Source organism: Candidatus Poriferisodalis sp. (assembly GCF_965208555.1).
In the GTDB taxonomy this organism is placed as follows: Bacteria; Actinomycetota; Acidimicrobiia; order Acidimicrobiales; family Poriferisodalaceae; genus Poriferisodalis.
The window spans coordinates 2,674,722-2,699,798 of sequence record NZ_OZ242342.1 but is presented as its reverse complement, the minus strand read 5'-3'; the positions used below and the strand labels follow the sequence as shown (position 1 = coordinate 2,699,798).

Here is a 25,077-nt window from a genome sequence, read left to right as displayed (position 1 = left end):
GCCTGCCTCGAAGCCAGCGAAGCACGCCTGCCCGCGGTTTTGCGACATCGGAGAGGGAAGCCCATTCGCCCACCTCATCGGCCCGTTTGCCGAATCTCACTCCACTGTCCTAGCAAGCCGACGAGTACGGGAGGTCGAACGCCGGTTCCGAGAGACCAGCGAGCGGGGGTGCAAGGCGCGACACCGATCACCCGTTACGGAAACGGTGCGTGAGCATGATTCGCGAAGGCCGGCAGGAATTCGCCGCTGAGGGATTCCTCGTGGACGGCAAGGCGGTGCTGTTCGAATGCCGTTTCCAGTTGTGCATCCCACGGCGTCGGGCCGCACGGCTTGGCGTCGCGCAGCAACTGCACGCCGTCGGCTTCGGCACGTTCGACAGCCTGCAGATAGTCCGCAGCGCTCATCATCCACGGCTCGCATCCGCGCTCAGCCATCCAGCGGCAGATGGCGATGCCCTTCGCGTCGAAATCGCCGTGATAGGCGAGCGCTGCGCCGCCGCGCGCCAACTGCCGCAGCAGTTCGGCCACGGCCGCAGATGGGTTCCCGTTTGTGCAGACCAGGCCGAACGACGCCCGAGAAGCGATTGCCGCCTCGACGACACTGGGGTTCTCGACCACGAGCACCGGCGTGCCGCGAGACACTTCGATGGGATGTTCACGCAACGAACGCAGGCTGACATGCAACGGCAGTCGGCCCTCCTTCGCTGCATGGAACATCTGGTCCAACGAGGAACAACCCGACGGCCGCAGGCCCCACGTCAGCACCGGCGCTGACACCGAATCGGTGCTAATGCCCGCCGCCTCCCACAACGCCCGTCCCTCCAAGTGCTGCTGCGACGGCCCGACGTGAAACCGCAGCACGTGATTCGCCGCAGCGCCGAGCCGTGTGCCGACATCAAGCGCGTGCGCCGAGCCGAACAGGTGCGCTGCTATCTCAGAGCGCAGCCGATACCTGTGCAACGGTCCACTCGCCCGATCGGCGGAAGTCTCGGCGCGCGGCCCCAAACGAGAACCTCCCGAGCGGCACGAACCGAGATCGGTTTCTGAGTCGTCGGAATCTCTGTCGAGCAGATCGACGAAGAGTCGAACGTTGCTGGCCAAGACGCGCACTTCCTGCGCATCCAGTCCGCTGATGAGGCCTGCGCCCCGGATTCCTGCTCCCCACTCGACAGCCCAGGGTTCGGGCCACGCTGAGGTGGATTCCTCGAGCGCCTGACGTGCGCGCTTGCCGCGCTGCCGAGACGTTCTGCGTTCGACGGCGGCCACGTCAGGTGGGTGCCCAAGCTGCGTCAGCGCCGTTTCCAGGCTCGGTCCCAAACCGAGGCGCCGCAAGCCGGTTGCGAGCGCGCCGAGGTCCAAGCGCTTGGTCGGCGTGCGGTCCAGCAGTGCCGCCAAGGCAGGCGAGCAGCGGATCTCGAAGTGCGGCATCGCCATGGTCCGCCCGACAAGCTCGCCGTCGCGATCGATGCGCTGACGCACCGCACGCCACAGCGTGTCGAGGCCCGGGTCGCGAAGCGAAGCAGGCACATCGTCACCATCCCCGGCAAATCCCGTCGCGTTCACAGCAACGGCACTTCCTCGTGAGACACCTCAGCGGCGTAGCGGAAGGCGGCAGGCAGCACCAGCACATCGCCATTGCTGCCGTTAGTTTCCACCAGGCGATGATCGGCAAGCAGTTCGAGTGCTTCGGCTGCCAGCCGTTCGGGGTTCTTGCGTAACTCGGACCAATACGCGTCGTGCTCGGCGGCGAGATCGCGCACGATGCTGTCGACATCCGCGCGGGCCGCGCGGTCGGTCGCTCGATGCGCGAGTCGGTCGATGAGCAGCAGCGCTGCCTGGCCAATGGTGCCGGTGGGTGGGAACGTGACATCAGTCAGCCGCCCGGTCTCATCCACGGCCATCAGCCCTTCGGCGCGTGCCTCGATGCACATGCCGAACATCTCCTCGAAGTGGCCGGACTCCTCGCCGAGCCGCCGCCGCAGCTCGAACCATTCGGCTTCGCTCAGATCGCCGCGATAGACGACGGGCTCTTCGAGCAGCAACGCCCGCATCCATGACCGCGCCGAGCGCCGGTGCTGAGTCCGGTCGATCAACTGGTCGACGCTCTCCGCACCTGCGAGCGTGTTCAGCGGGAGCGCAGCGACTCGGTCCGGGCGGATCTCGAGCACTGCGTCGGCGTCCTGGTCCTCGCGGTAGGCGTCCACGCCGTGGTGGAGTTCGATTGCGAGCCCGTGGACGATCATCCAGCGCAAGGCAGTCACCAGCGCCCTGCGATCTGCGGACTCGACGCTGAATTCGATTCCTGCGTCCGCGGCGGCAGCTCGCATGCTGTCCACTAGATCGCGCAGGCTGACAACGTTCGGACCCGAGACGACTGCGGCCAGCACCAGCGCAAGCGCCCGATACTCCGCCACCCGGAATGGACGAGGCTGCGTGCCGGCGGTGCGCAGAGGCCGACGACTCGGCACGACCGTGGTCTTGTACAGCCGCGCCGTGTCAGCGCTGATCTCCAGCCGGTAGCCGAAACGCTGCGTGAACCACTGGTCTAGCTGCTGATGGTGACGCCGGACCAAGCCGAACTCCTCCGGATGCCGTTCCGCTGCGATCAGCGGATGCACTGCGAGGAAGCCCGCTGCTTCGCGAAGCTCGTCAGCATGTCGATCTGCGGCGAGGGATGCGAGCCCGCTCATGCTGCGGCCTCCGCCCGGCGTGCATCTAGGCCGGGTTCGCCGCCGCAGGCACCCGAATCAGCACCCATGGCCTCAGTGGGGGCGACGGCAAAGACTGCGACCACGACGTCGTGCATCGTCAGGCGCCCGTGCGGGCAGGACACTTCGGTGCGCCGCGCCGGATCGCGGCGAAGTTCGCAGCGAAGATCTGTGCCGTGAGCGCTTCGGGTGCCGTTCGCATCGACGGAGCGGGGCGCGGCGGCGCTGATGAGGTCGCGCAGCAGTACGAAGGCACTGGCCGACAGCATTGCGCCGTCGAGACGCCCTTCCCCGTCAGCAGCCGCCAGCAGTTGCGCCGCGGCAGCAGACTGCTCGACGCGCTCACGCTTGACCTGCTCGCTCAGCGCCCTCCGTTGCGGGCTGCGGTCGGGAATCGGCGTGATGATCCCGCCGACGGTGCGTTCCCCTCGCTTGCGCAGCGAGACCGGCACCGCTGCAGCGGGCGCATCTGCCCACGGTGTGCTCGTGGGTGCGGGGTCGTCGACGTCTGCGGATACGAAGCCGGCGTGGCGGCACGAACCCAACCCGAGCGCGGCAGCGGCGATCTCGTGAGCACGCGATTGGTCTGACGCTGCGTCGAAGAAGATGGCCAATCGCAGAAAATCGCCGCGACGCGACGACATGCCGCTGCCGTGGCGAGAGAGTCTGCTGAGGTTCGTCGTCAGTGTCCTCACCGCAGCGAGCGCCTTCTCGGTGAGCTGGGTCAGACGAGATGGCCGTTGCGGGGCATCCTCGAACCAGATGCTGAGCAAGCGCCAGTCGTCTATTGCGATGCCCCGGACGCGCTGAACGCTGAACCCATCGTCGAGACCGGCTTGGGTCATGCGTCCGGCCAACCCGCGGTCGACCTTCGCCAGCAGCCCGTTCAGCCGAGGCACGATTACCGCCAGAGAACGAGCGATGGGCCTTCGCATCCGTTCGACCTCATCGAGGCGCTCACTGATGTAACCCACGATCACCTCGGCCAAACGCCGCACGTCATCGGGACCGAGGTCGTAGCGGTTCTGCCATTGGTCCAGGTGTCGGAAGAAGCGCGTCAGTTCGGCGGTGAAGCGTTCGTGCGTGTCGAAGACCGAGCGCACGAGCTCTGTGGCATCTTCGGTTGCGAGGTCCGCAAAGTCACCGGGCGCATGGTCGGCCAGCGTCGCCAGGCTGCGGTGCAGTTCGCGCATCCGGCCGACTTGAGGATCGGCAAGCTCGTCAGCACTGGCCAGCATGCCCTCGACCAGGTTGTGCACCTGCTGTCCCGCCGGAGTCATGAGGTAGCGGTGTCGCTTGCGGTAGTAGTCGTCGATGCTCGACGGCCTGCCGACATCGGTCGAGGCTTCCAGGTTGCCCCACTTGCGCAGGCTCTCAAGCCGGTCCCCCACGACCTCCTCGGCGAGCAGCACGCGGCCATCGAGCCGCTCGCGAACCTCGCCCGCGTCGAAGTCGGAGAAAAATGTGTCGGCGAAGACCGCGAGGATCGCCCGGTACTCGTTCCATTCATCGCCCCCGATGTAACGGAACAGCAGCCGTGCAGCGGGGTTGGCCGCCGGCTCGAGAGTCATGCGGCTTCGACCTGTTCCAGCCCGCGCCCATGCCAGCTGTAGCGCTCCAGCAGGATCGTTCGCAGCGCTGGATCACGCACGATCTCGATAATCGACAGCTCGGGCACCGACGCATGGTCTCCCCACAACCGCTCACTGGTCGCGATGAAGTCCAAGTCGAGCTCGACGAGCAGACCAAACAGAGCCTCATGGTTGTCGGCGGAGACTTTGGCGAAGGCGTCGTCAAGCAGCACGAAGCGCCCGATGCCCGGCGGCTCTTCGTGCGGCGCAGCCGCCGCAGCGGCCATGACATCGTACGAAGCAGCCACCGCCACGAACAGCGGCAGGTACGTGACCAGCTTCTTCTCGCCCTCCGAAAGAGGCGTGCGACGGCTGAGGCGCGCTTCGTCCGCCTCGGGTCGGCGGATCATGACATCGAGCTGGTGCCACGTCTTGTAGTCGAGTGTGCGGGCGATGAGCTGTCGATACGGGGCGTCAGGCTCGTCGGCACGGGCCTCGGCCAACCGGGCCGCGAGGGCAGACCGCACTTGGTCTGTCTCCTCGACGGTGCGCACGTCGGGAGGCTTGGCGAGCAGCCCGACCATGTGGGACACGGCAGGGTCGAGGTCTGGCGAGCGACGCCAGCGCAGCCGCACGCCGACGCGGTGCGCGGTGGAGATCCGGCTGAGCCGTTCGTTCATCAGCCCGATCATGTGAGCGGCGCCGTGCATCTTCTGGACGATCTCGGCGGCGATGAGGCCCTGCAGCAGCTCGCGCAGCGCGTCTCGCTGCTTACGGTCGAGCAGCCCGGTCGTCACCTTGAGCTGTGACACCGCGGCGGCGTACGCTTCGGGCAGCGTCGCGTTGCCAACGTCCGGCCAACTGACTTCGATGCGCAGCGGCAGGTTGGCGTCGTCCTGAATGTCGACTGCGTCCCAGCCGGCGCCGAGTGAATCGCGCCGCCGCCGAAGCGAGTCGCGCACGTTCTGTGCGGTGACCGTCGCCCCGACGCTGTTCGCATCGTCCTCGGTGCCGCCGCGACCACCGGCAGCCGGACTGGCACCGTCGAGAACCAGATCTGCGTCCGAGTCGAGCGTCGAACCATCGTCCGGCGCCCGAGCGTCGAGTGCTTCGAGCGGTGCGGTCAACTGCTCGATTCCAGCCAACACCTCTCGCAAGCCACTGCTGCCGCTTGCTGCGGCGCTCGGCACCACGGACATCGCGCCGTCATCGAGCGCGCCCACGTAGCCGGGAGTGGCCAGCACATCACCGAGATGGTGCCGGAAGGCATCGCAACGGTCCTCGGCAGCGGACAAGCTGCGCGCCGCCATGTCCGCCTCAGCGCTCTTCGTTGCCCGCATCGCGTTCGCAGCTTCACGCTCGCGTCGTCTGACAGGCAGGGCTTCCTCCACGACGCGCTGCTCGGTTTCGAGCCGGTCTCGGTCGTTGCGAAGCTTCTCGTAGGTGGCGCCGACGGATGCGGTCAGCCGATCCAGTCGTGCGCGCGTTTGTTCGAACTCCGACTCCGCGCGGCTCAATCGCTCGCGGGCGGCGGAGCGTTCGTCCAGCGCACCGCACAGCTGCGTCGCCGTGCGGACCCAGTCGCGGACGCCCTGTTCAAGAGTGCGCAGTTGCTCGTTGCCTGCAATGAGCAGACGATCGAGATCGGTCAGGTCCTCGCTCACCTTGTTGCGGGCAGCATGTTCGCGCGGCAGCGAGAGCTGAGCCGCCACGCGGTGCAGTTCGGCGCCAGCATCCGCGGCAGCCGTCTCGGCTGAATCGACTTCGGCTTGGGCCGCTCGGCGCTGCTCGTCGACACGGTCGTGTTCCGCTATTGCTGAGGCAGCGGCCAGTTCGGCATCGTCCAGCGCGGACGACGTCGGGAATGCGTCGCGGTGAGTTTGCAGACTGTCCAGCAACTGCCGCTGCTCAGTGTGCAGATCGTCGAACCGCAACGCCTCTGTACGCAGACGGTCGAGTTCGCGGCGTGCCGCCTCGCGTGCGCGTGCCAACGCTGCTTGCCGAGCCGCCGCTCCGATGTGCTCGGACTGCGGCTTTGCGTGACGGCCCCGCAGCGAGCCCACTGCGAAGGCGCCGTCGGTGCCGACGTACGCGCCGCTCATGCCGGTCACTGGTTCTTCAGACGAGTTTGCAGATTCGGGAGCATCGCAGCTCACCGAATCGAGCAGACGAGCAACAACGCGAGTGTCCACATCGTCAGCCAGATGCTCGGGAACGCTGACCTGCAGCAGCAGACTGAGCGGCCGGTCGACGCGGCGCGACCCCACGGCTACCAGTTCGCCCGTTGCCAACTCGAGCGCGTCGTCTCCGACAGGGCGTGCTTCCAGCAGGCCCGATGCCTCCAAGGCTGCTTCCAGCCCGGCCTGTGCGGCAGGCTGCAACCCCGTCGTGAAGTCGACCACTTCTGCGAGGCAGTAACCGTCCGACGACTGCCAGGCAAGTCGAGGGGGCTGCGGCGCCGCACGGCTGATCAAGTCGTCCAGCACCGACCGCTGCTCGGTGACCGCGGTGTGAGCCTCGCTGCGGCGGTGCGCGGTCGCTGCGGCAATCTCGTGCTGACGGGCAACAGCCGCCTCTACCGGCGCCAGCATCTCGGAGCGCAACGCCGCCCGCTGCTCACGAGACGGGGCTCGCGGGATGCTCGGGCTTGCAAGCATTCCCGAATCCGCGGCCCATTGCCCGACGCTCGCCTGCCAATCCCGGTGCGCCTCGGCCAGTTGCCGTTCGGACTCCTCGCATCGCTCGGCTGCTTGGCGAAGCAATTCGAGCGCCGCGTCGAGCGCCGTCTGTGTGTGCCCGTGTCTCGCCTCGGCGTCGTCGAGCCGTCCTTGTGCCGCACCGACAGCCGCCAGGTCACGGCGCCGATGCCCGATGGCTGCACTGGTCTCGTCTAAGCGTCGCGCCGATTCACCGGTCTCGACCGCCTCGGGCATGACTGCATCGGCCCCGTCAATGTCGCCGTGTCTCAGGCTCAGCCCCTGTGGCGGGCGGGCGGCGAGCCCGCAGGCACCGGCCAGCCGCGATGCGTCGACGAGCGCCCGGTTCACACGATCCAAGTGGCCTTCGCTTCGACGCTGCGCTGCGGTGGCCCCGCCGACAAACCCGTCCACTCGCTCAGCCGCTGCATTCACGGCGCGCTGCGCTTCGACTGCGCTCCTGCGCTTCGTTTCCACCAGATCGCGCACCGCGTCGAGCTGCTGTCCTTCCCGATATGCACTCGACTCGACGATGGCCATGGTCTCGGCGCGCAGCACTTCGGCACGACGCTCCACAGCGCCGATGCGCTCCCCTAGGCGCTGGAATTCCCGCTGGGCCTCGGCGGCCTCGCTGCGCAATCTCGTCTCGTCGCGACGCCATCGCCGAGCTTCCGACAACAGTTGCCGGCCCTGCGTCGCACGCTCGCGCAGGTCACTGCGGCAGTAGCCGCGGTAGCGCTCCAAGAGTGCGCCGAGCGCCGCGACGGTGCGTTCGGTTTCGGCCATATTGCGACGATGCTCATCAAGGTCATCGAGCGGCGCCGCGGCATCGGCCAGCGCCCGGTCGGACAGCTGCGGCAAGGCATCCATGAGGTAGTTCGGCAAGTCCACGTCGACGCGGTCGCCCACCCGCGGGCTGCGCACCTTGTCGATGAGCCGGAAATGCTGTTCGGGAGGGGCGCCGCCGAACAGCGTTCTCGCTACGAGCGCCCGGTACGCAGGACGGTCGGCCTCACGGAACACGGCGCCTTCCCCCAGCCGCTCCCGAAGTTGGTCTGCCGACAGCGGCACCCGCGCAACGACCAACTCGAAGTCGATGCACGGCCGCTGCGAGGTGGCGAACCACCACGTCGTCACGCGGTCAGACTGCCGGTTGGCCCGGATGCCGCAGCCGCACGTAAAGAACTCCTCACGCCTTCGGAACTCGATCCACAGGTAGCCGACAGGCTGCGCGTCGTCGCGTCCGGCCAGCATCCATGCGTGCAGTAGGCGGCTCTGCTCCCCCGCAGCATCGATGTTGCGCTGCTTCGCCGTGAGCAGGAACGGCAGCAGCATGTTCATGGCGGTGGACTTGCCCGAGCCGTTCGCGCCGCGCAGCAGCAGCCGGCCACCGGCGAAGTCAAGCACCTCGTTGTCGTACTGGTAGATGTTGATGATCCCCGCTCGTTCGAGCCGCCAGCGGGCAGGTCCATCAGCAGCAGCGTCGCTCACGGCGCAGAACGTACCTAACCGGTGTGACACGTCGTCGACCGCCACATCGCATCTACGATGTCAAGTGGTCGGAGTCACGTCTGTTGGTGCTGCAGCCACACGGGGCAAGTGCGAAGCCGTATCAGGTTCGCCAAGTTCTGAGGGCGATCGAGGAGTTGGAAGCGCAGAATGGCCACATCCGAACTCCCGAGCGAGTATCGGTTCCACACGGAATGGTCCGAGGAAGACCAGGAGTGGGTCGGGCTGTGCGACGCCTTCCCGTTGGCGAGTTGGCTCGAGCTCAAACGTGACGCTGCCGAAGCGGGTATCCGAGCGGTCGTCGCCGAGGTGCTCGGCCTGCGCGACACCGGGACCGACCCGCTACCACCCGCCTGAGCGGCCATACACTCGCCGCGGGTGACTGCAACCGGCGTCACGCCGACCGTGCTCATTCCCGTCAAGGGCTTCCGGCTCGCCAAGGGCCGCCTCGCGGACCGCTTGAGCGAGTCCGAGCGCAGCGATCTGGCGCGCGCCATGGCAAGCCAGGTCGTCAAGGCCGCCGGCTCGTTGCCGACCAAGATCGTGTGCGACAACGACGAAGTGGCCGAGTGGGCGCACGCGGTGGGCGCTGAGGTGCTGTGGATCGACGCCGACGGTCTGAATCCGGCGATCGCCGCCGCCGTGGCCGCACTCGAGACAGCCGGCACCAGCGGCGACGGTCTTGGCCATGTCGTGATCGCACACGCCGACTTGCCGCATGCTGAGACGCTGGACGGGCTGGCTGAGGCAGGCACCGTGACCATCGTCCCGGATCGACATCTGGACGGCACCAATGTCATGGCACTGCCGCTGGGTGCCGGTTTCGAGTTCCACTACGGGCCCGGCTCGTTCGAGGCTCACTGCGCCGAGGCGCTGCGGTGCGGGCTCGACCTGCGAGTGCGGCGGGTCGCCGCTCTCGAATTCGACATCGACACGCCCGATGACCTCGACGCCGCCGAGCTCGGCGGGCGTGCCCACGACGATGCCTGTTGAGGCCCCGAGCCCAAGCGCCGGCTTCTCGGTGGATCTGCCAGTACCGGGATCGGCGCTGGTCATCGCCGCGCATCCTGACGATGCCGAGTTCGACTGCGGTGCCACGCTGGCCAAGTGGGCGGCCGCCGGCGCGGTCGTGCACCACTTCATCTGTACCGACGGCTCGAAGGGCACTTGGGACCCTGACTGCGACCAGGCTGCGCTGGTTCGCCTCCGCCAGGACGAGCAGCGTGCCGCTGCGGCGGCGCTGGGCGCGACCGGCGAGGTCCGCTTCGGCGGCCATGTTGACGGCGAACTGAACAGCGATCTGGCCACCAGGGCCCAAGTCGCCGAGGTCATCCGCGAGCTTCGACCTGCCGTGGTGCTCGGCCATGATCCGTGGAAGCGCTATCGACTGCACCCGGATCATCGGCACGCAGGGCTGCTGGCCGTCGAGGGCGTGGTGGCGGCGCGGGACCCGTTCTTCTTCCCGGAGCAGGGCCTGCCGCCGCACCGGCCTGACGAGCTGCTGCTGTTCGAAGCTGACGAGCCCGACCACGCCGAGAACGTCGAAGGCTGGACTGCCGCCAAGACCGAGGCGCTGCTGTGCCATCGCAGCCAATTCGTGACGACCCACGACATTGCCGACCCCGACGACCCCGCCCAGGTGCAGCGTTTCGCCGATTGGGTGGACGCCGTAGCCGTGGCCAGCGGCCAGCAGGCGGGGATCGCCTACGCCGAGCTCTTCAAGCGCATCGACAGCGTGTGAGCTCCTAGCCGATATCGCTGTCGTCCCAAAAGCCGGCCAGCGGGGCTGCAGCGCCATCGGCGTAGCTCGTCAGCCGGGCAGCGGCGGCTTCGTCGAACAGCTCGATGACGTCAAGAACCGTCGCCGGACCCAGCGTGCGCAGGGCACGATCTCCTTCGCTCCCCACCCGGGGCAGATGCGGCGTCAGCATCAACAGCCGAGCTTCGGATTCAGCGGCCGCCAGCACCGAGGCTCGGCCCAGTGCCTTCCACAGGGTGTCGGCCCGCAACAGCCCGGGCCGCACGGTCGTGAAGGCCCCGGCCACATCGATCCACCACTCGCGCTTCGATCGATCGGCCACCAGGAAGCTGAACTTCACACCCGAGCCGCGCACCGTGGCAGGGCTGCGGACGATCTCGAAACCCGAGCGTTCCAGCATCTCGCTGGCGATGTCGTGCGCCTTGCGACCGGCTTCCACCGCTTGACGGACAAATGCGTCGGCGGTCATTGCATCGGCAATCGGTGCCGCGGCCGGGACACTCGACTCCGAAAGAGTCATCGATGCGGCCAGGCCGGATCGGGGCACATCCGACGCCACCCGTGCTGGCGAGGAAACCTCACTCGGTTCGAACAGCGGCTGCTGCGCTGTGCGGGGCGAGCCTTCGGTCGGAGCTGAGGCCGCAGCGACGACGCGCGCACGGGCCAAGTCCGCGTAGTCGGGGTTCAGGTCGTAGCCCACTGGCCGCCGCCCGCACAGCACGCTCGCCACGAGCGTCGTGCCCGAGCCCATGAATGGGTCCAGCACGAGATCGTCCTCGTAGGTGTACAGGTCGATCAGACGCCGCGGGAGCTCCAAGGGGAACGGCGCGGGGTGCCGCACCCGCTGCGCGCTCTCGGGCCCCATGTCCCACACGTCGAGCGTGGCCTCCATGAACTCGTCGGTGGACAGGCTGCTGCGGTGCGGCAGGCCCTCGCTCTCGCGCTGCGATGCCGAACGAGCCCGGTCGAAGCGGCCCTTGCTGGCGATCACGATGCGCTCGGTGGTGTCGCGCAGCGTCGGGTTGGAAGGGCTGCGGAACGAGCCCCACGCGCACGACCCGCTCGAGCCCTTGCTCTTCTGCCAGACGATCTCGCCCCGCAGCAGCAGGCCGAGCTCCTCGAAGATCTTGGCGACGTCGCCCGACAGGCTGCGATACGGCTTGCGGCCCAGGTTGGCCACGTTGACGGCGATGCGGCCGCCCGGCTCCAGCACCCGTGCACACTCCGCAAAGACGTCCTTCAGCATCGCGAGATAGTCGAAGTAGCTGGTGGGGATGCGGCGGTCAGCACCGGCTGCAATCGCGTCTTCGTAGGACTTGCCGACGAAGTACGGCGGTGAGGTGACCACCAGCGCCACGCAGGCATCGGGCAGTTCGGCCATGCGGCGAGCGTCCCCGCAGAAGCAGCCGTCGCCGATGCGTGCCAGCAAGTCCGGGTCGTGCGCGGGCCCGCGGGCCACCACGTCGTCGTCGGACAGGATCGGCGGCGTGAAACGGGCGTAGAACGCCGATGCGTCATGGCCCTCGCGCCGTGAGGCACCGAATCGGGACGTCGCCGTCCGGCGAGCGGACGGTGCAGCCAAGCCCGCTCCGCCCAGTGGCTCCCGGGGAGTCATTTTCCACAAGGTACCGAACAGACGCGCGCCCGCCAAGAGCGGGCGCCGAACAGACGCGCGCCCGCCAAGAGCGAGAGCGAATCAGGCGTCGTGCAGCACCATGCGGACGCGCTTGTTGCCCTTGCCCTTCGACTCGGTCTTGATGATCTCGAACCGGCCCACCGCTCCGGTGGAGGCCACATGCGTGCCGCCGTCGGCCTGGCGGTCGAGCCCGACGATGTCCACGACCCGGATGTCGGTCACCCACTCGGGGATCAGGTTGACCTTGGTGCGGATGAGCTCGGGATCGGCGAGCGCCGCCGAGCGCTCCAGGAAGCTGACCTCGATGGGCCGATCCGCGGCGATCTCGGCGTTGACCAGCTCGGTCACCCGCGCTGCGAAGCCCTCCGGCAGCGGGCTGAACTCGAAATCCATCCGGGCTGCCAGCGGCTCCATATTGCCTCCGGTCACCAGCACGCCCCACTCGTTCCAGATGACGCCGCACAGGATGTGCAGGGCGGTGTGGGTGCGCATGAGCTGCAGCCGCCGGTCCCAGTCGATCGTGCCGGTCAACGCGGTTCCGGCAGGGGGCGGCTCGGCGTCCACCCAATGCCAGACGAGGTCGCCCTCCTTGCGGACGTTGCCCACCTGCCAGGAGTTGCCGTGGGCGTCTGCCAGCGTGCCGGTGTCGTGGGGCTGCCCGCCGCCGGTGGCGTAGAAGACGGTCCGGTCGAGCGCGACAGCATCGTCACGCACATCGACCACGGTGGCCTCGACACTCTGCAGGTAGGCATCGCGCAGGTAGATCTGATCGGTGGCCTGTTCGGCGTTCGGCACGGCAGTCATCGGCGCAGACGATACGTCGCCGGGCTGCACATCGGTCAGTCAGCTCACCGCGGTGCGTGACCGTTACGGTGACGCCGTGCGCATCGTGACCTGGAACCTGTGGTGGCGCTTCGGCGACAACTGGGAAGCTCGCCACGGCGCCATCGCGGCCACGCTTGCCGAGCTCGAAGCCGACATCGTGTGCTGCCAGGAGATCTGGGCCGAGCGCGACGGCCCCAACCAGGCCGACCTGCTCGGCGAGGCGCTCGGCATGGACGTCGCGCACCACCCGCGCTTCGGGCGACGAGGCCTGTCGTTCAGCAACGCGATCCTTGCCAGGGAGTCGATCATCGAGTCCAGCTCGCACTCACTGGCGGTCGGTGACCCCTCGTTGCCCGAAGGCCAGCAGTCCGGGCACCGGACGGCCGTGGTGGCGCGGATCGCACGCGGAGACGGTGAAGTGGCCGTCATCTGCACCCACCTCGAACATCGCTTCTATCTGAGCGAGATCCGGCAAGCGCAAGTGGCCACGCTCTGCGAGCTGGCGGCGCCTCATCACGATCCGGAGGGCTTCCCAGTGGTCATGGCCGGGGACTTCAACGCCGTGCCCAGCTCCGAAGAGATCCGCCTGCTCACCGGCGAGCGGCCGCCACCGGTGCCCGAGCTGGTCTGGAGCGACGCCTGGGCCCAGGCCGGTGACGGCCCGGGCTTCACCTGGAGCGGCCAGAACCCATACCTGTCGCAGGCCATGTGGCCCAACCGGCGCATCGACTACGTGTTCGTCTCGACGCCCCGGCCGGTCCCGACCGGCAACATCAAGAACATCCGGCTCGTCGGCACCGAAGCAGTCAACGGCGTCGTGCCGTCGGATCACTACGGCCTCGTCGTGGACCTAGTCGACTGACCCGCTGCGGCGCGGCTGCTAGCGGTAGAGCGCCAGTATCTCGGCGGCCGCGGCGCGGCCGGCGTCGGCCAGCCCGGGAGGCAGCTCGGCTGCGTTGACAACGCGCGTCTCGGCGCCAAGGCGCAGCAGCATCTGGCCGAGCACCAGCGGGCTGCGGATGGCGTAGGTGACGATGCACTGATCCCCGTCGACCCGTACCTCCCGGGACGGGTAGGACTCCACCCGCCAGAGGTCGCTGCGAGGAATCGACAGCACCACCTCGGTGGTCTCGTCGGACTCGGCCGGCGCGATTGCCGTCGCCTCCCCCGTCTCGGGGCTACGGCCATGCGGTTCACCGGTATCGCTGCACTCCTCGATGCGATCCACACGGAACGAGCGCAGGTCCTGGCGCAGGTGGCACCAGCCCCGCAGGTACCAGTGGCCGTCGGCCAGCGAGACGTCCAGCGGGTCCACTCGACGCTCGCTGACGGCGTCGGTGTTGGGGGTGTAGTAGTGAATGCTGACGGTGGTGCCGGCGCGCACCGCCTCCCGCAGCGTCGGCAGGCTGCGCGGCAGCGGCAGCTCCACCGACACCCGTACTCGCTCGTCGTAAGCCGCACGCAGCTTGTCGAGCGCAGTCGCCAGCGCACCTGAACGGTCGGCGCCGCGCAGGGCCAGCGCAGATTGCCCCGCTACCAGGATTCCGAACGCCTGCGGCACCGACAGGTTGAGCGGCCGATCCAGCATGGCGCCCGGTTCGACATGCACCCACGCCTCGCTGGCGTCCTCACCGTCGCCGTCGTCGCCGAACACGACGATGCCGAGGTTCTCATAGGCGCTCGCCCCCACCACCTCGTAGCACATGGCCGCGAGCAGCAAGTCGTACACAGCACCGGTTGGCATCTCGAATCGCTCGGCGATGTCGGCCACCGTGGCACCGCCTCGCTCGACCACCCATGGGACGATGGCGAGCAGGCGCTCGATCTTGACCGAGGTGCTGGGCCCTCTCACCGTCCGGCTTCCCCTGCCTCGGCGGCCAGTGCTCCCAACCACGACGTGATCTCGCCGACCAGTTCGGGCGGCGACTCCACGACGGCGTGACGGCCCATGTCCAGCAGCCACAGCCGGAATGCGGCGCGGTTGCGGACCCGCGCCGTGACGGTCACCGAGCCGTCATCGTGCCGCTCGACGATTCGGCCTCGCTCCGCTGTGGGCTGCTGCGCCATGGTTGCGTCGATGCGCACACGGGCCTCGAAGTCGGCGCCGAAGTCGATCTCCATCGGCTCCGACGGGAGCAGGCTGGCCACGTCGACATCCGCGCGAGCGAATGCTCCACGCTCGGAAATCTGCGCATCTCCCTCCATGCGATCCACCCTGAATGTCTTCACCACGTCGTCTTCGCGCGCAGCGAGATACCAGTAGCCCGCCCGGCACAGCAGGCCCAGCGGCTGGGTGTCTCGCTCGCGGCCGCCGTACGCGAAACGGACCAGGGCTCGCTCAGCAACCGCAGCGGCAAGCTTCGGCAGCAGCGACCCGGCGGTCTGCTGCGCTGCCGCCGTTTCCAGCGATACATCTGCTGACAGCGGCTCGGCGTCGTTGCCGTCCGATGCTGCCCGCGCCGTGCCGCCGCTGGTTGCCGCCGTGCCCTCGCCGCTTACAGCGGCCTCGGTGCTCGTGAGCTTGGCGACAGCTTCGAGATCCCAGGTCTCGCCGATGTCCACCCGAGCTGCAGCAAAGCGCAGCGCGAGCTGCTCGTCGGCCGTGAGCTGCAGGTCGGGCAGGAAATAGTCCCGGGGCCGGATCGTGTACGACGTGGCGCCGTCGTGCTCCATCGACTCGGTGATCCGCACGCCGAGATTGCGGATCAGCGCCTTGTCCCGCTCGAACGAGGCTCGGGCGCTGTCCAGCGTGCGCCGATCCGTCGTGCCGTCGGGGGCATACAGCCCGGTGTCTCGCCAGATCTCCTCGCGGGTCTTCGGCACATCGCGAGCGAGCAGGTACATCATCAGCTCCATCACGCGCTCGGTCGCGTCCGGGCGTGATTGCGCTGCCACGTTCGGGAGTGTAGGACTGCCCCGCCGAGAGGCCCGATGAGTTCCGGAGCCGGCCTGGAGGCGGTCGGACGCCGGCCCTCAGGCGGCGACGCCTGCTCGTGCGAGCGCTGTCCAGACCCGTTCGGGCGTCAACGGGAAGTCATCCATCCAGACGCCGGTGGCGTCCGCCAGCGCCGCGACCACCGCCGGTGCATACGGGATCACACCCATCTCGGCCATGCCGCGAGCGCCGAACGGACCCAGCGGATCCGCCAGCTCCAGCACAACGCTCTCTGTGGTCACGGGGATATCGCCGATGCCGGGAATCAGGTACGTGGAGAAGCGGGGATTCAGCAGGCGACCGTCCCGGCTGCGAAGGTGCTCGCTGAGCACGTGGCCGTGCGCCTGCGCGACCGCGCCCTCGATCTGGCCGACCACGAAGCGCGGGTTGATGGCTCGGCCGACATCGTTGGCGCTGATCACCCGGTCGATGCGAATGTGACCGGTGTCGATGTCGACGGTCAACTCCACGTGCTGGGCGACGTAGCCGTAGGAGAAGTTCGGCGTGCCCTCACCAGTCTCGGGGTCGAGCTCGGTGGTGGGCGGGGGCGTGAACCGGAAGTGCCCGATCGCCGGCCGATCGCCCTCGCGCCACGCCTTCTCGGCCTCTTCAGCGGCGCCCAGGATGGAGTTGCCGGCCATCCACGTCAGGCGCGACGCCGATGCCGATCCCGAGTCCCCCGACGTGCCGGTGTCGCTGAAGCGGCCCACGACCTTGGATGGGTCGACCCCGGTCGCCTCGGCCGCCATCTGCAGGAAAGCCGTGTGGGCGCCCTGGCCGACGTCGGCACCGGCGTGCGACAGTTCGACCGATGTCGGTGACTCGTCGCCGGGTTCGCCGTGCAGGACAATCGTGGCCTCGCAGCGCTCGGGGAAGCCGAATGAGAACCCGACGTTCTTGAACGCGCAGGCGAAGCCGCGACCGCGGCGCAGCGATGACGGCCTGCCCGGCAACGAGCCGAACGGGCTGAAGAGGTGTCGATGGGCCGTGGCGGTCTCGGCTGGCAGGGCTGCGGCGTGAGCGCAGGCCTCGATCACCTCGGGCATGGTCACGCCGGCAGGCATCGGCGTGTGGGCGATGCTCGGCGATCCTTCTCGCAGGGTGTTGACCCGGCGGATGTCGACGGGGTCCATGCCCAGCGCCTCGGCCAGCTTGTTGACCTGGCACTCGACTGCGAAAGCTGCCTGCGGCGCGCCGAAGCCCCGGAAGGCTCCCCCTGGAGTGGCGTTGGTGTATACGACATGCGTGTCGATGGCGGCGTTGGGCAGCTCGTAGGGCCCGCCGAGGCCCAGGTGCAGGTTCCCCATGACCTTGTTGGAGGTGTAGTTGTAGGCGCCCGCATCCAGCCAGGCTTCGGCCGCCGCCGCGGTGATCCTGCCATCGCGGTCGGCGCCCCAGCGAGCCCAGATGCGGCCGCGGTGCCGCTTGTGATGGCCGACGATGGACTCTTCCCGTGACCACTGCATGGCCACCGGCCGGTCGATACCCCGTTCAGACAGCCGGCAGGCGGCGAGCGCCAGGATGATCTGCATCGAGGTGTCCTCGCGCCCGCCGAATGCACCGCCGATGGCGGGATAGCGCACCCGGATCTGATCCTCTGGCAGGTCGAGCGCATGGGCGATCTGCTCGCGGTCTTCGTGCACCCACTGGCCCGCTATCTCGACGTTCACGATGCCCTCGGCATCCACCCACGAGGTGCCCGCCTCAGGCTGCAGGTATGCATGCTCCTGGTACGGCACTTCGTAGGTGGTCTCCACGACCGCCGCAGCGGCTGCGAAGCCGGCGTCGAGGTCGCCCTTGCGGGTGCGCATGGACTCGTACAGGTTCGAGCCGATGCCCTCGTAGGGGTGCACGAGCGGCGCGTCTGGCGCAAGCGCCATATCCAGATCAGTCACGACCGGCAGCGGCTCCCACTCGACGTCGATGGCAGCAGCGGCGGCACGCGCCTCCTCCAGGCTTTCAGCGACGATGAGCGCGAGATGATCGGCCTCCCAGCGGGAGACGTCACAGGGCACCGGGCTGCGGCCAGAGTGCTCGAGGCCGACGAAGACCGGCTGGTCGAACTTGGTCAGCCCGTACTCGTTGCAGGGCACGTCGGCCGAGCCGAGCACCGCGACGACGCCCGGTGATCGCTCGGCAGGCTCGAGATCGAGGCGGCAAAGCCGGGCATGGGGCTGATCGGTGAACACCGCGAAGGCCCACAGCGCGTCGGCAGGAATGCGATCCGCCGGGTAGCCGGCCAGCCCGGCGACCTTGGCAGGCCCGTCGGCACGCGGCGGCGATTGGCCCAGGCCGCCCGACTGCTGCGCTGGCATCTCCAGCTCGATGGCCGCGCCGGGAGTGCCGGGAGCGGCGCCCTCCCTCACGACGTGCCCCCCGCCGCGGTTTCGACGGCCCCCGCGTCAACCGAGGCGGTATGCACCGCCCCCGCGTCAACCGAGGCAGTGTTCACCGCCTCGATGATCGAGCAGTAGCCGGTGCAGCGGCAGAGGTTGCCCGACAGGCCGATCGTGATCTGTTCTGCGGTGGGCTCGGCGATCTCGTCCAGCAGCGCCACTGCGCTCATCACGAATCCCGGCGTGCAGAACCCGCACTGTGCCCCGCCGGTATCCACCATGGCCTGCTGGAACGGGTGCAGTTCGCCAGTCGGCGATGCCACGCCCTCCACGGTGGTGATGGTCGCACCGTTCGCCCGGCCTGCCGGCACCAGGCACGAGAACACGGCCGCACCGTCGAGATGCACCGTGCAGGCGCCGCACTCCCCTTCGGCACAGCCCTCCTTGGTGCCCGTCAGGCCGAAGTCGTCGCGCAGCCAGTCCATCAGCGTCTTGCCCGCCGCACCGGTTGCGCTGCGCTGCGCGCCGTTCACCGTCGCAGTGACGAGATCCCCGGGTCGGTCCAGCGCGCTCGACGGCGCGGGCGTTCGGACTCGGCTTGCTGCGGGTGCCAGACACGGCGGCTCGGGAGGCCAGCGGTCGGCCTCGGTGCCGCTGGCCAGCGCCGCGACGGCTCGGCCCACGACCACGCCGACAGCGTGCGACCGATAGTCGGCGCTGCCGCGGATGTCGTCGATGGGGGTTGCCGCACGCTGCGCGGCAGCGGCAATGTCACCGGCGGCCTCGCTCAGCTCTCGACCGATCGCCGCCTCGGCGGCTTCGGGAACGGTGATGATCGTGGGTGCGACACTGCCGAGGGCAACCACGAGATCGATGACATCGGTTCCCTGCAATTCCGCTACGACCGCGGCATGGACCACCGAGATGGCTTGTGCGCGGCGCAGGCCCAGCTTCACGAACACGCCGCGACGCCCAGTGGGGCGGTCTCCGCCGTCGAGCGCTTCGAACGCAACGGCAGTGACAATCTCATCGGGCGCCAGGACGGTCTGGCGGAAGCCCACAATGAACTCGACGAGCGGCAGAGTACGTTCGCCCCTCACTGAGGTCACAGTGACGTCGGCGCCCAATGCCACGAGCGCTGAGATCGTGTCATTGGCCGGGCTGGCGGTGACGATGTTGCCGACCACGGTCGCCCGGTTCCGCAACGGCGGCGAACCCACCTCAAGGCAGGCTTGAGCCAGCGGCAGCCCGGCAGTGAGCATCTGCGCCGAGGCGATGACATCGGCATGGGTGACGAGCGGTCCCAGCGTGACCCTGCCGTCGCCGTAGGAGATCCGGTCGAGGCCCGGCAGGACCGAGATGTCGACGAGCAGTTCCACTCCCGAGCGCGCTCCCCGGGACAGCTCAAGCATCAGGTCGGTACCGCCCGCGATCAGCCGTGCCGCAGCGCCGTGCGACGAGAGCAGCTCGGCCGCCTCGCTCAGCGAACCGGGAGCCACATAGCGTGCTGGCAGCGGGGCCGCCCGCTGCACTTCGTGAAGCTCAAGCATTCGGCATACAAGGGTGTCAGATGGCCGGCTCGCCAGCGACCCCCGGCCCGAGTTGATGGCGCTGGACCTTGCCGAGCGCGTTGCGCGGCAACGCGGCGATGCGGTAGGTGCGGCGGGGCCGCTTGTAGTACGCGAGACGCTCGCCCACGTAGTCCTTGAGCTCGCCGTCGCCGAACTCGCGCTCAGCGACGACATAGGCAACCACCACCTCGCCCCACTCAGAATCGGGCTCGCCACCGACGGCGCACTCGATGACGTCCGGATGGGAGGCGATGACTTCCTCGACCTCTCGGGGGTACACGTTGAAGCCGCCGCAGATGACGAGTTCTTTCGCCCGCCCGACGATTCGCAGGTAGCCGTCGTCCCACGCGCCGAGATCGCCGGTCCGGAACCACTCCCCATCGAAGGACTCGGCATTGGCTTCGGGCCGTTCCCAGTAGCCCGAGAACACGTTGGGGCCCCGCACCAGTATCTCCGCAGCGTCGGTCTCGGCGTCGGCGTCGAGCGCATCAAGCCGCACTTCCACGCCGGGCAGCGGGAATCCCACGGTGCCCGCTCGCCTCGGCTCGTCATAGGGGTTCGACACCAGCATCACGGTCTCGGTCATGCCGTAGCGCTCGATGACGTGCTGACCGCTGGCCCTGCGCACGGCGTCGTGCAGCTCGGCGGGCATAGGTGCCGATCCCGACACGCACAGCCGCAGCGCCGACAACTCGCCGGCGCGCGGCGAAGCCGCCAGCCGGGAGTACATCGTGGGAACGCCGAAGAAGACCGTGGCTCGGTGCTCACGAATCGCATCGAAGACAGCGTCAGGGTCGAACGTCGGCAGCAGCACGGCCCGTCCACCCACGGTGAGCGTGCCGTGCAACCCGACGCCGAGGCCGTGCATGTGGAACAGCGGCAGCGCCAGCACCAGCACGTCATCGGCCGTCCATCGCCACGCCAGCTCCAGCGCCCGTACCGAGGCCAGCAGGTTTGCGTGGCTCAGCACCGCTCCCTTGGGGCGCCCGGTGGTGCCGGAGGTGTAGCCGATAAGCGCCGGTTCGTCGCCCCGGCGCTGGCGAACCCGCCCTGCCAGATCGGGACTGCCGCCGCCGCTGGCACCGTCAGGGCCGATATCGCCCAGTTCGCCGACGTCGAAATCGTCAGTCAGCACCGCCCGGTCCGCTGAGGTGATCCACTGCCTCCACTCGCCGGGGCTGCCGACATCTTCGATCAGCGCCGCCGCAGGACGGCAGTCCGCCACGACATTGCGAACCTCGTCGGCCCGGTATGCGCCGTTCAGCGGCACCACCACTGCGCCCATCCCCAGCAGCGCCGTGTGTGCAGCGACCAGCCGAACCGACGATGGACCGCTCATCAGCACGCGGTCGCCGGCTCCCACCCCGGCTGCGGCCAGCCGCCGAGCCACCTGCTGCGCACTCCCGAGCAATTGGGCACCGGTCACCCAACCCGCCTGGGCGTCCCACACCACGGCGCGCTGCGGGTCGGCCGCCCAGCGATCCAGCCACACCGCAGGCAACGTGCCGCCCGTCGACAAGTCGACATCGTCGGCGTGCAAGCCAGCCGGCAGGTGCCGGTGCCAATCCGACGCTGGGCTCGAAACGGCCACGAGCACCCCCAACGGGATTCGAACCCGTGCCGCCACCTTGAGAGGGTGGTGTCCTTGGCCGCTAGACGATGGGGGCTGGTTGAGATGCGAGGAGCCAGCATAGCCACGGCCCTCGGGGCCTCGACCTGCCAACTGGCGCCTAGCCCCCGTCGGGCGGCGGCCATATCTCAGTGTCGGGATGCAGGCCGTACCAGGCGAACCAGAACGACTGCGACGACACGATGCGCGGCAGCCGGACGTCGACACGATTGCGCCCGTCGACACCGTTGACTCGCAGCTCGTCGTGCTGCACTCCCCTAGGAGCCACCTCGACGGTGGCGCCGTGACGCCAGGCTGCGGCCGGCACCCCCTCCACATCAGCTGCGCTGTAGACCCGGGCACCCCCTTGGTTCGGCACGATCACCAGCGGCTCGTCACCGAGGACATACACGAACGGATCCCCCCGCTCCAGTGCAGCAAGTCCCAGCGCCAGCGCGTGATCGCCACGATCGACCGTCACCACCTCGTCCTTGAGCTCGAACACGTCGGGAGTCTCGAATGTCGGGAACCACAGGTCCTCGCTGGAGTAGTACGAGCGGTACGCCGCGCCTGGCGTGTAGTCGTACGCGATCGGCGGCCGTTCGGGCAGCTCGGGGAAGAACGTCGGCGGGGGTGTGTCCAGCGTGAACGTGCCGGGGTGATCGGCCAGCCAGTCCGACCAGCGCACCGTGGCCACCGGGAACTGCTCGAGCTTCGTACCAGCCAGCGGACCGGCGAATGCGGTGCCCGAGAGGTGGTTCCAGAGGCTTTCGGTCTCGTTGTCGATCATGATCTTGTTCGAGTCCATCAGCAGTCCTGATGTCTGGAACGTCAGCACATCGCCGTTCGGCAGACGCCGGTCGAACATCAGCGCCGTCAGGCACAGTGTGCAGTAGCCGAGCGCCACCGGTACGCCGCCGACAACGTCATTGGCAAGCTCATGACGCGCCAAGAAGCGGACCGGATAGGCCCCGGCTTCCCCGCCGATCACGAAGCCCAGCACCAGCTCGTCATCGGTCATGAAATCGGCCTCGACCGGCGTCAGCCGCTCGGGGTTGTTCAACTCCGGTATCCCGCCGCGACGCACACCGCCCCACTGGATGGCCCCGAGCGTCAACCGGTCGGTGACCTGAGCCAATATCTCGTCGTACTCGTAGGCGACATAGGCGTACAGCACCCGCTTGTATTCCTCGTAGCCCTCGCCTGGATCGATGCCGTAGGTGCGATACCACGAGCCGTACCGGACGTAGTCCGTGTTGAAGTCGCCGGAGCTCTCGATGCCCGTGATGGTCTCGAGCGCACGCATCGATGTGTCATTCACGTTCCGCGTTCCGCCGAAGCGCATGATGTCCAGAATCCACGGAACCCACCGCTGTTCGCCGCTCAAACCCATCTCGCCAGCGATGTTCGCTGCGAACGCAGTATTCGGCAGCTCCAAGAACTCATCGATCTTCTCCAGCAGCGTCAGCTCCAGGAACGGGCGCCCGTCCTCGGTACCGGGAAAGAACGGCTGAGTCGTCGGCGTCGGCGCTTCGGAGGGTGTGGTGTCGGGTGGCCCCATGTCGTCGTCGGCGGCCCCGGAGCCCGCTGCGCTGTCAGCCGAATCAGCCGGGGGGGTTGACGAGGTCGCAGGCGGCTCAGCCATTGCGGAGCCCGCATCCTCTCCCGGCGAGGTCGAGCAAGCGGCGGCAAGCACACTCACTGCCAAGAGCCCGCAGATCAGCTTGCGCATACGGCGGCCGAGCCTATGGCAGCCTCCCGCTGCGCCATGGTCAGGCTCGTTGGGCTAGAACGGCAAGTGCGAGCGGCTGCTGCGGCGGCACGACGAAGGGGGAGTCCGATGGACAACGGCGTCAGCAACGGTGCGATACCTGACAACCCGGCGGGCTATGTCTGCCTGACATTCGACTTCGACGGACCGTCGCTGTGGATCGCGCGCCGCCAGACCACGCCCACGCCCATCTCGCGCGGCGAGTTCGGCGCGGTCGCCGTGCCGCGGATCCTGAAACTGCTGGCGCGCCACGACATTCCGTGCACGTTCTTCATCCCCGGCCACTCGATCGACACCTATCCCGATGCCGCCAAGATGGTCGTCGACGCCGGCTGCGAGGTCGGGCTGCACGGCTACGCCCACGAGTACAACCCCCGGCTCAGCGAAGACGAGGAGCGCGCCATCCTCGAGCGGACGTACGCGCAAATCGAGGCACTGACCGGGGCTCCCCCGAAGGGCTACCGGGCACCCTCAGGCGACATCAATCCATGGACGATCGACCTGTTGATGGAATACGGACTCAGCTACGACTCCTCGCTGATGGGACACGACTACGCGCCCTACTGGCTGCGCACCGGCGACCAGTTCCCGCTGGACGGGCCGATGGAATTCGGCACCCAGGTCGACTTGGTCGAGCTGCCGTTCAGCTGGCACCTCGACGACTACGTGCACCTCGAGTTCGTGACGTTCAAGAACACCATCCTGACCGGCCTCGAAAACCCCGGAACGATGTTCGACACGTTCCTGTCGGATGTGAAATGGATGACCAGCGAGGTGCAGCACGGAGTGTGCACGGTCACCTTCCATCCCCAGGCCATCGGGCGCGGCGGCCGCCTCTACGAGATGGAGCGGTGGATCGAACAGATGACCGATCTCGGCGTGAGCTACACCCGCATGTGCGACGTGGCCGAGGCGTGGCGGGCCGGCCGCCAGCTCGGCATCGAGTGACGAGAGCGGCCGGCTTGCGCGTCTGAGGCGCTGCTAACTGTCGATGCCATCAATGCCGTCGAGCATGCGGCTGATCAGCATCTTCTGGACCTCCGAAGTGCCCTCGTAGATCTGGTACACCCGCACGTCGCGGTAGATCTTCTCGACCGGATAGTCGTTCAGGTAGCCGTACCCGCCGTGGATCTGGATGGCCTTCGACGCCACACGCTCGGCCATCTCAGCGGCGAACAGCTTGGCCATCGATGCCTCCCGGGCACACTCGAGACCCTGGTCGCGCATCTGGGCTGCATGCAGGTAGAGCTGGCGTCCCGCCTCGACCTGCGTGGCCATGTCGGCAAGCGTGAACGAGATCGCCTGGTGCTCGAAGATCGGCCGCCCGAACGCCTCTCGCTCCCGGGCGTAGGAATGGGCGGCCTTCAGCGCCGCCCGCGCCCCGCCAGTGGCCTGCGCAGCGGCTGCAATCCGGCCCAGTGACAGGTTGCCCAAGGCGATGCCGAGACCCCTGCCGGGCTCGCCGAGCACATCACTGGCCGGCACGCGCATGTCCTCGAAGACGACTTGGCAGGTGTCGTTGGTGCGATGTCCCAGCTTGGACTCTTTGGCTATGACTTGGTATCCGGGGTTGTCCGTCGGCGTGATGAAGGTGGTGATGCCTCGCTTGCCAGCATCCGGATCGGTCACGGCCACGATCATCGCCACACCCGCGCTGGAACCGGCCGTGATGAATGCTTTGTGGCCATTCAGGATGTATTCGTCGCCGTCTCGGGTAGCCCGGGTGCGGATGGCCGCGGCATCCGAGCCGGTGTGGGGCTCGGTGAGGTGGATGCAGCCCAACCACTCGCCGCTGGTGAGCCTGGTGAGATAGTCGCGCCGCTGCTGGTCCGTGCCGGATTGCTGGATTGCCATGGCAACCGGCGAGTTGTTCGCCGCCATCATGTTGCTGATCCCGCCGTCCGCGGCGGAGATCTCCTCGATGGCGAGTGCGTACGACACGAAGTCGGCACCGGCGCCGCCCCAACGCGGGTCGATCATCACCCCCATGAGCCCGACGTCGGCCATCTTCTGGTAGAGCTCCCGGGGGGTGCCCCCGTCCCGATCCCACTCGGCGGCAAATGGAGCGATCTCGCGCTGCGCGAAGCTGCGTGCCACCTCGCGGATCTGCTGCTGCTCGTCGGTCAACTGCACGATTCGCTCCTCGCACTCG

18 protein-coding genes and 1 tRNA gene are annotated in these 25,077 nt (G+C 68.1%); 5 read left to right on the top strand and 14 right to left on the bottom strand.

Going from position 1 to position 25,077, the window contains the following annotated elements; genetic code table 11:
* Positions 1–194: 194 nt before the first annotated feature.
* Genes ACOGXE_RS12400 through ACOGXE_RS12385 form a run of 4 tightly spaced genes read right to left on the bottom strand, consistent with a single transcriptional unit; the run spans position 195 to position 8,465 of the window.
* The gene (locus tag ACOGXE_RS12400) at positions 195–1,526 is read right to left on the bottom strand and encodes a DUF2399 domain-containing protein (RefSeq protein ID WP_419931221.1); all 1,332 of its coding nucleotides are present in this window, start codon (positions 1,524–1,526) and stop codon (positions 195–197) included.
* Positions 1,527–1,558: 32 nt separating this feature from the next.
* Complete coding sequence (locus ACOGXE_RS12395; RefSeq protein ID WP_419931220.1) at positions 1,559–2,689, bottom strand: TIGR02678 family protein; 1,131 nt, start codon at positions 2,687–2,689, stop codon at positions 1,559–1,561.
* Positions 2,686–4,278: a TIGR02677 family protein gene (locus ACOGXE_RS12390; protein ID WP_419931219.1), complete on the bottom strand. Its 1,593-nt coding sequence runs from the start codon at positions 4,276–4,278 to the stop codon at positions 2,686–2,688. The genes ACOGXE_RS12395 and ACOGXE_RS12390 overlap by 4 nt, the downstream gene beginning before the upstream one ends.
* Positions 4,275–8,465, bottom strand: a complete 4,191-nt coding sequence (locus tag ACOGXE_RS12385) for an SbcC/MukB-like Walker B domain-containing protein (protein ID WP_419931218.1) — start codon at positions 8,463–8,465, stop codon at positions 4,275–4,277. Before ACOGXE_RS12385 ends, ACOGXE_RS12390 begins: the two co-directional genes overlap by 4 nt.
* A 168-nt stretch (positions 8,466–8,633) precedes the next feature.
* On the opposite strand from ACOGXE_RS12385, the gene ACOGXE_RS12380 reads away from it, so the two are divergent.
* From ACOGXE_RS12380 to ACOGXE_RS12370, 3 genes are read left to right on the top strand one after another with little or no spacing between them, the layout of a single operon-like run.
* Positions 8,634–8,840, top strand: a complete 207-nt coding sequence (locus ACOGXE_RS12380; protein WP_419931216.1) for a hypothetical protein — start codon at positions 8,634–8,636, stop codon at positions 8,838–8,840.
* A gap of 21 nt (positions 8,841–8,861) precedes the next feature.
* A complete protein-coding gene (gene cofC, locus ACOGXE_RS12375; protein WP_419931215.1) occupies positions 8,862–9,476 on the top strand; it encodes a 2-phospho-L-lactate guanylyltransferase in 615 nt (204 codons plus the stop codon).
* Between the two features lie 28 nt (positions 9,477–9,504).
* Positions 9,505–10,224, top strand: coding sequence for a PIG-L deacetylase family protein (locus tag ACOGXE_RS12370; RefSeq protein ID WP_419931214.1), 720 nt, complete (start codon positions 9,505–9,507; stop codon positions 10,222–10,224).
* 4 nt (positions 10,225–10,228) lie between these two features.
* Here ACOGXE_RS12370 and ACOGXE_RS12365 read toward each other — a convergent pair whose 3' ends face one another.
* Together ACOGXE_RS12365 and ACOGXE_RS12360 are read right to left on the bottom strand one after the other, a co-directional pair.
* Positions 10,229–11,857, bottom strand: a complete 1,629-nt coding sequence (locus tag ACOGXE_RS12365; RefSeq protein ID WP_419931213.1) for a DNA-methyltransferase — start codon at positions 11,855–11,857, stop codon at positions 10,229–10,231.
* A gap of 81 nt (positions 11,858–11,938) precedes the next feature.
* Positions 11,939–12,682, bottom strand: coding sequence for an alanyl-tRNA editing protein (locus tag ACOGXE_RS12360; RefSeq protein WP_419931212.1), 744 nt, complete (start codon positions 12,680–12,682; stop codon positions 11,939–11,941).
* Between the two features lie 76 nt (positions 12,683–12,758).
* On the opposite strand from ACOGXE_RS12360, the gene ACOGXE_RS12355 reads away from it, so the two are divergent.
* A complete protein-coding gene (locus tag ACOGXE_RS12355) occupies positions 12,759–13,565 on the top strand; it encodes an endonuclease/exonuclease/phosphatase family protein (protein WP_419931211.1) in 807 nt (268 codons plus the stop codon).
* Between the two features lie 18 nt (positions 13,566–13,583).
* Here the strand turns inward: ACOGXE_RS12355 and ACOGXE_RS12350 are convergent, their stop codons facing one another.
* From ACOGXE_RS12350 to ACOGXE_RS12320, 7 genes are all read right to left on the bottom strand, one after another.
* Complete coding sequence (locus tag ACOGXE_RS12350; RefSeq protein WP_419931209.1) at positions 13,584–14,555, bottom strand: helix-turn-helix transcriptional regulator; 972 nt, start codon at positions 14,553–14,555, stop codon at positions 13,584–13,586.
* On the bottom strand, positions 14,552–15,598 hold the full coding sequence (locus ACOGXE_RS12345) for a helix-turn-helix transcriptional regulator (RefSeq protein ID WP_419931208.1): 1,047 nt from the start codon (positions 15,596–15,598) through the stop codon (positions 14,552–14,554). Before ACOGXE_RS12345 ends, ACOGXE_RS12350 begins: the two co-directional genes overlap by 4 nt.
* A gap of 78 nt (positions 15,599–15,676) precedes the next feature.
* Positions 15,677–18,004 (bottom strand): xanthine dehydrogenase family protein molybdopterin-binding subunit, encoded by a 2,328-nt coding sequence (locus tag ACOGXE_RS12340; protein ID WP_419931207.1) that lies wholly within the window; start codon positions 18,002–18,004, stop codon positions 15,677–15,679.
* The gene (locus ACOGXE_RS12335) at positions 18,001–19,524 is read right to left on the bottom strand and encodes an FAD binding domain-containing protein (protein ID WP_419931206.1); all 1,524 of its coding nucleotides are present in this window, start codon (positions 19,522–19,524) and stop codon (positions 18,001–18,003) included. The genes ACOGXE_RS12340 and ACOGXE_RS12335 overlap by 4 nt, the downstream gene beginning before the upstream one ends.
* A 16-nt stretch (positions 19,525–19,540) precedes the next feature.
* Positions 19,541–21,172: a class I adenylate-forming enzyme family protein gene (locus tag ACOGXE_RS12330; protein ID WP_419931205.1), complete on the bottom strand. Its 1,632-nt coding sequence runs from the start codon at positions 21,170–21,172 to the stop codon at positions 19,541–19,543.
* Positions 21,140–21,212, bottom strand: a tRNA-Glu gene (locus ACOGXE_RS12325). Before ACOGXE_RS12325 ends, ACOGXE_RS12330 begins: the two co-directional genes overlap by 33 nt.
* A gap of 63 nt (positions 21,213–21,275) precedes the next feature.
* On the bottom strand, positions 21,276–22,799 hold the full coding sequence (locus tag ACOGXE_RS12320) for a DUF3179 domain-containing (seleno)protein (RefSeq protein WP_419931204.1): 1,524 nt from the start codon (positions 22,797–22,799) through the stop codon (positions 21,276–21,278).
* 195 nt (positions 22,800–22,994) lie between these two features.
* Here ACOGXE_RS12320 and ACOGXE_RS12315 point away from each other — a divergent pair, with 195 nt between their 5' ends.
* A complete protein-coding gene (locus ACOGXE_RS12315; RefSeq protein ID WP_419931203.1) occupies positions 22,995–23,873 on the top strand; it encodes a polysaccharide deacetylase family protein in 879 nt (292 codons plus the stop codon).
* A 33-nt stretch (positions 23,874–23,906) separates the two neighbouring features.
* Here the strand turns inward: ACOGXE_RS12315 and ACOGXE_RS12310 are convergent, their stop codons facing one another.
* Positions 23,907–25,058 carry an acyl-CoA dehydrogenase family protein gene (locus tag ACOGXE_RS12310; RefSeq protein ID WP_419931202.1) on the bottom strand — a complete coding sequence of 384 codons (1,152 nt, stop codon included), beginning with the start codon at positions 25,056–25,058 and terminating at the stop codon, positions 23,907–23,909.
* Positions 25,059–25,077 lie beyond the last annotated feature (19 nt).

What these genes read in the sequence shown, in the direction of transcription:
- ACOGXE_RS12360 (WP_419931212.1), bottom strand. Translation starts at nt 12,682, where the DNA reads ATGACTGCCGTGCCGAACGCCGAACAGGCCACCGATCAGATCTACCTG.
- ACOGXE_RS12395 (WP_419931220.1), bottom strand. Translation starts at nt 2,689, where the DNA reads ATGAGCGGGCTCGCATCCCTCGCCGCAGATCGACATGCTGACGAGCTT.
- ACOGXE_RS12390 (WP_419931219.1), bottom strand. Translation starts at nt 4,278, where the DNA reads ATGACTCTCGAGCCGGCGGCCAACCCCGCTGCACGGCTGCTGTTCCGT.
- ACOGXE_RS12365 (WP_419931213.1), bottom strand. Translation starts at nt 11,857, where the DNA reads ATGACTCCCCGGGAGCCACTGGGCGGAGCGGGCTTGGCTGCACCGTCC.
- ACOGXE_RS12320 (WP_419931204.1), bottom strand. Translation starts at nt 22,799, where the DNA reads ATGGCTGAGCCGCCTGCGACCTCGTCAACCCCCCCGGCTGATTCGGCT.
- ACOGXE_RS12335 (WP_419931206.1), bottom strand. Translation starts at nt 19,524, where the DNA reads ATGCTTGAGCTTCACGAAGTGCAGCGGGCGGCCCCGCTGCCAGCACGC.
- ACOGXE_RS12380 (WP_419931216.1), top strand. Translation starts at nt 8,634, where the DNA reads ATGGCCACATCCGAACTCCCGAGCGAGTATCGGTTCCACACGGAATGG.
- ACOGXE_RS12315 (WP_419931203.1), top strand. Translation starts at nt 22,995, where the DNA reads ATGGACAACGGCGTCAGCAACGGTGCGATACCTGACAACCCGGCGGGC.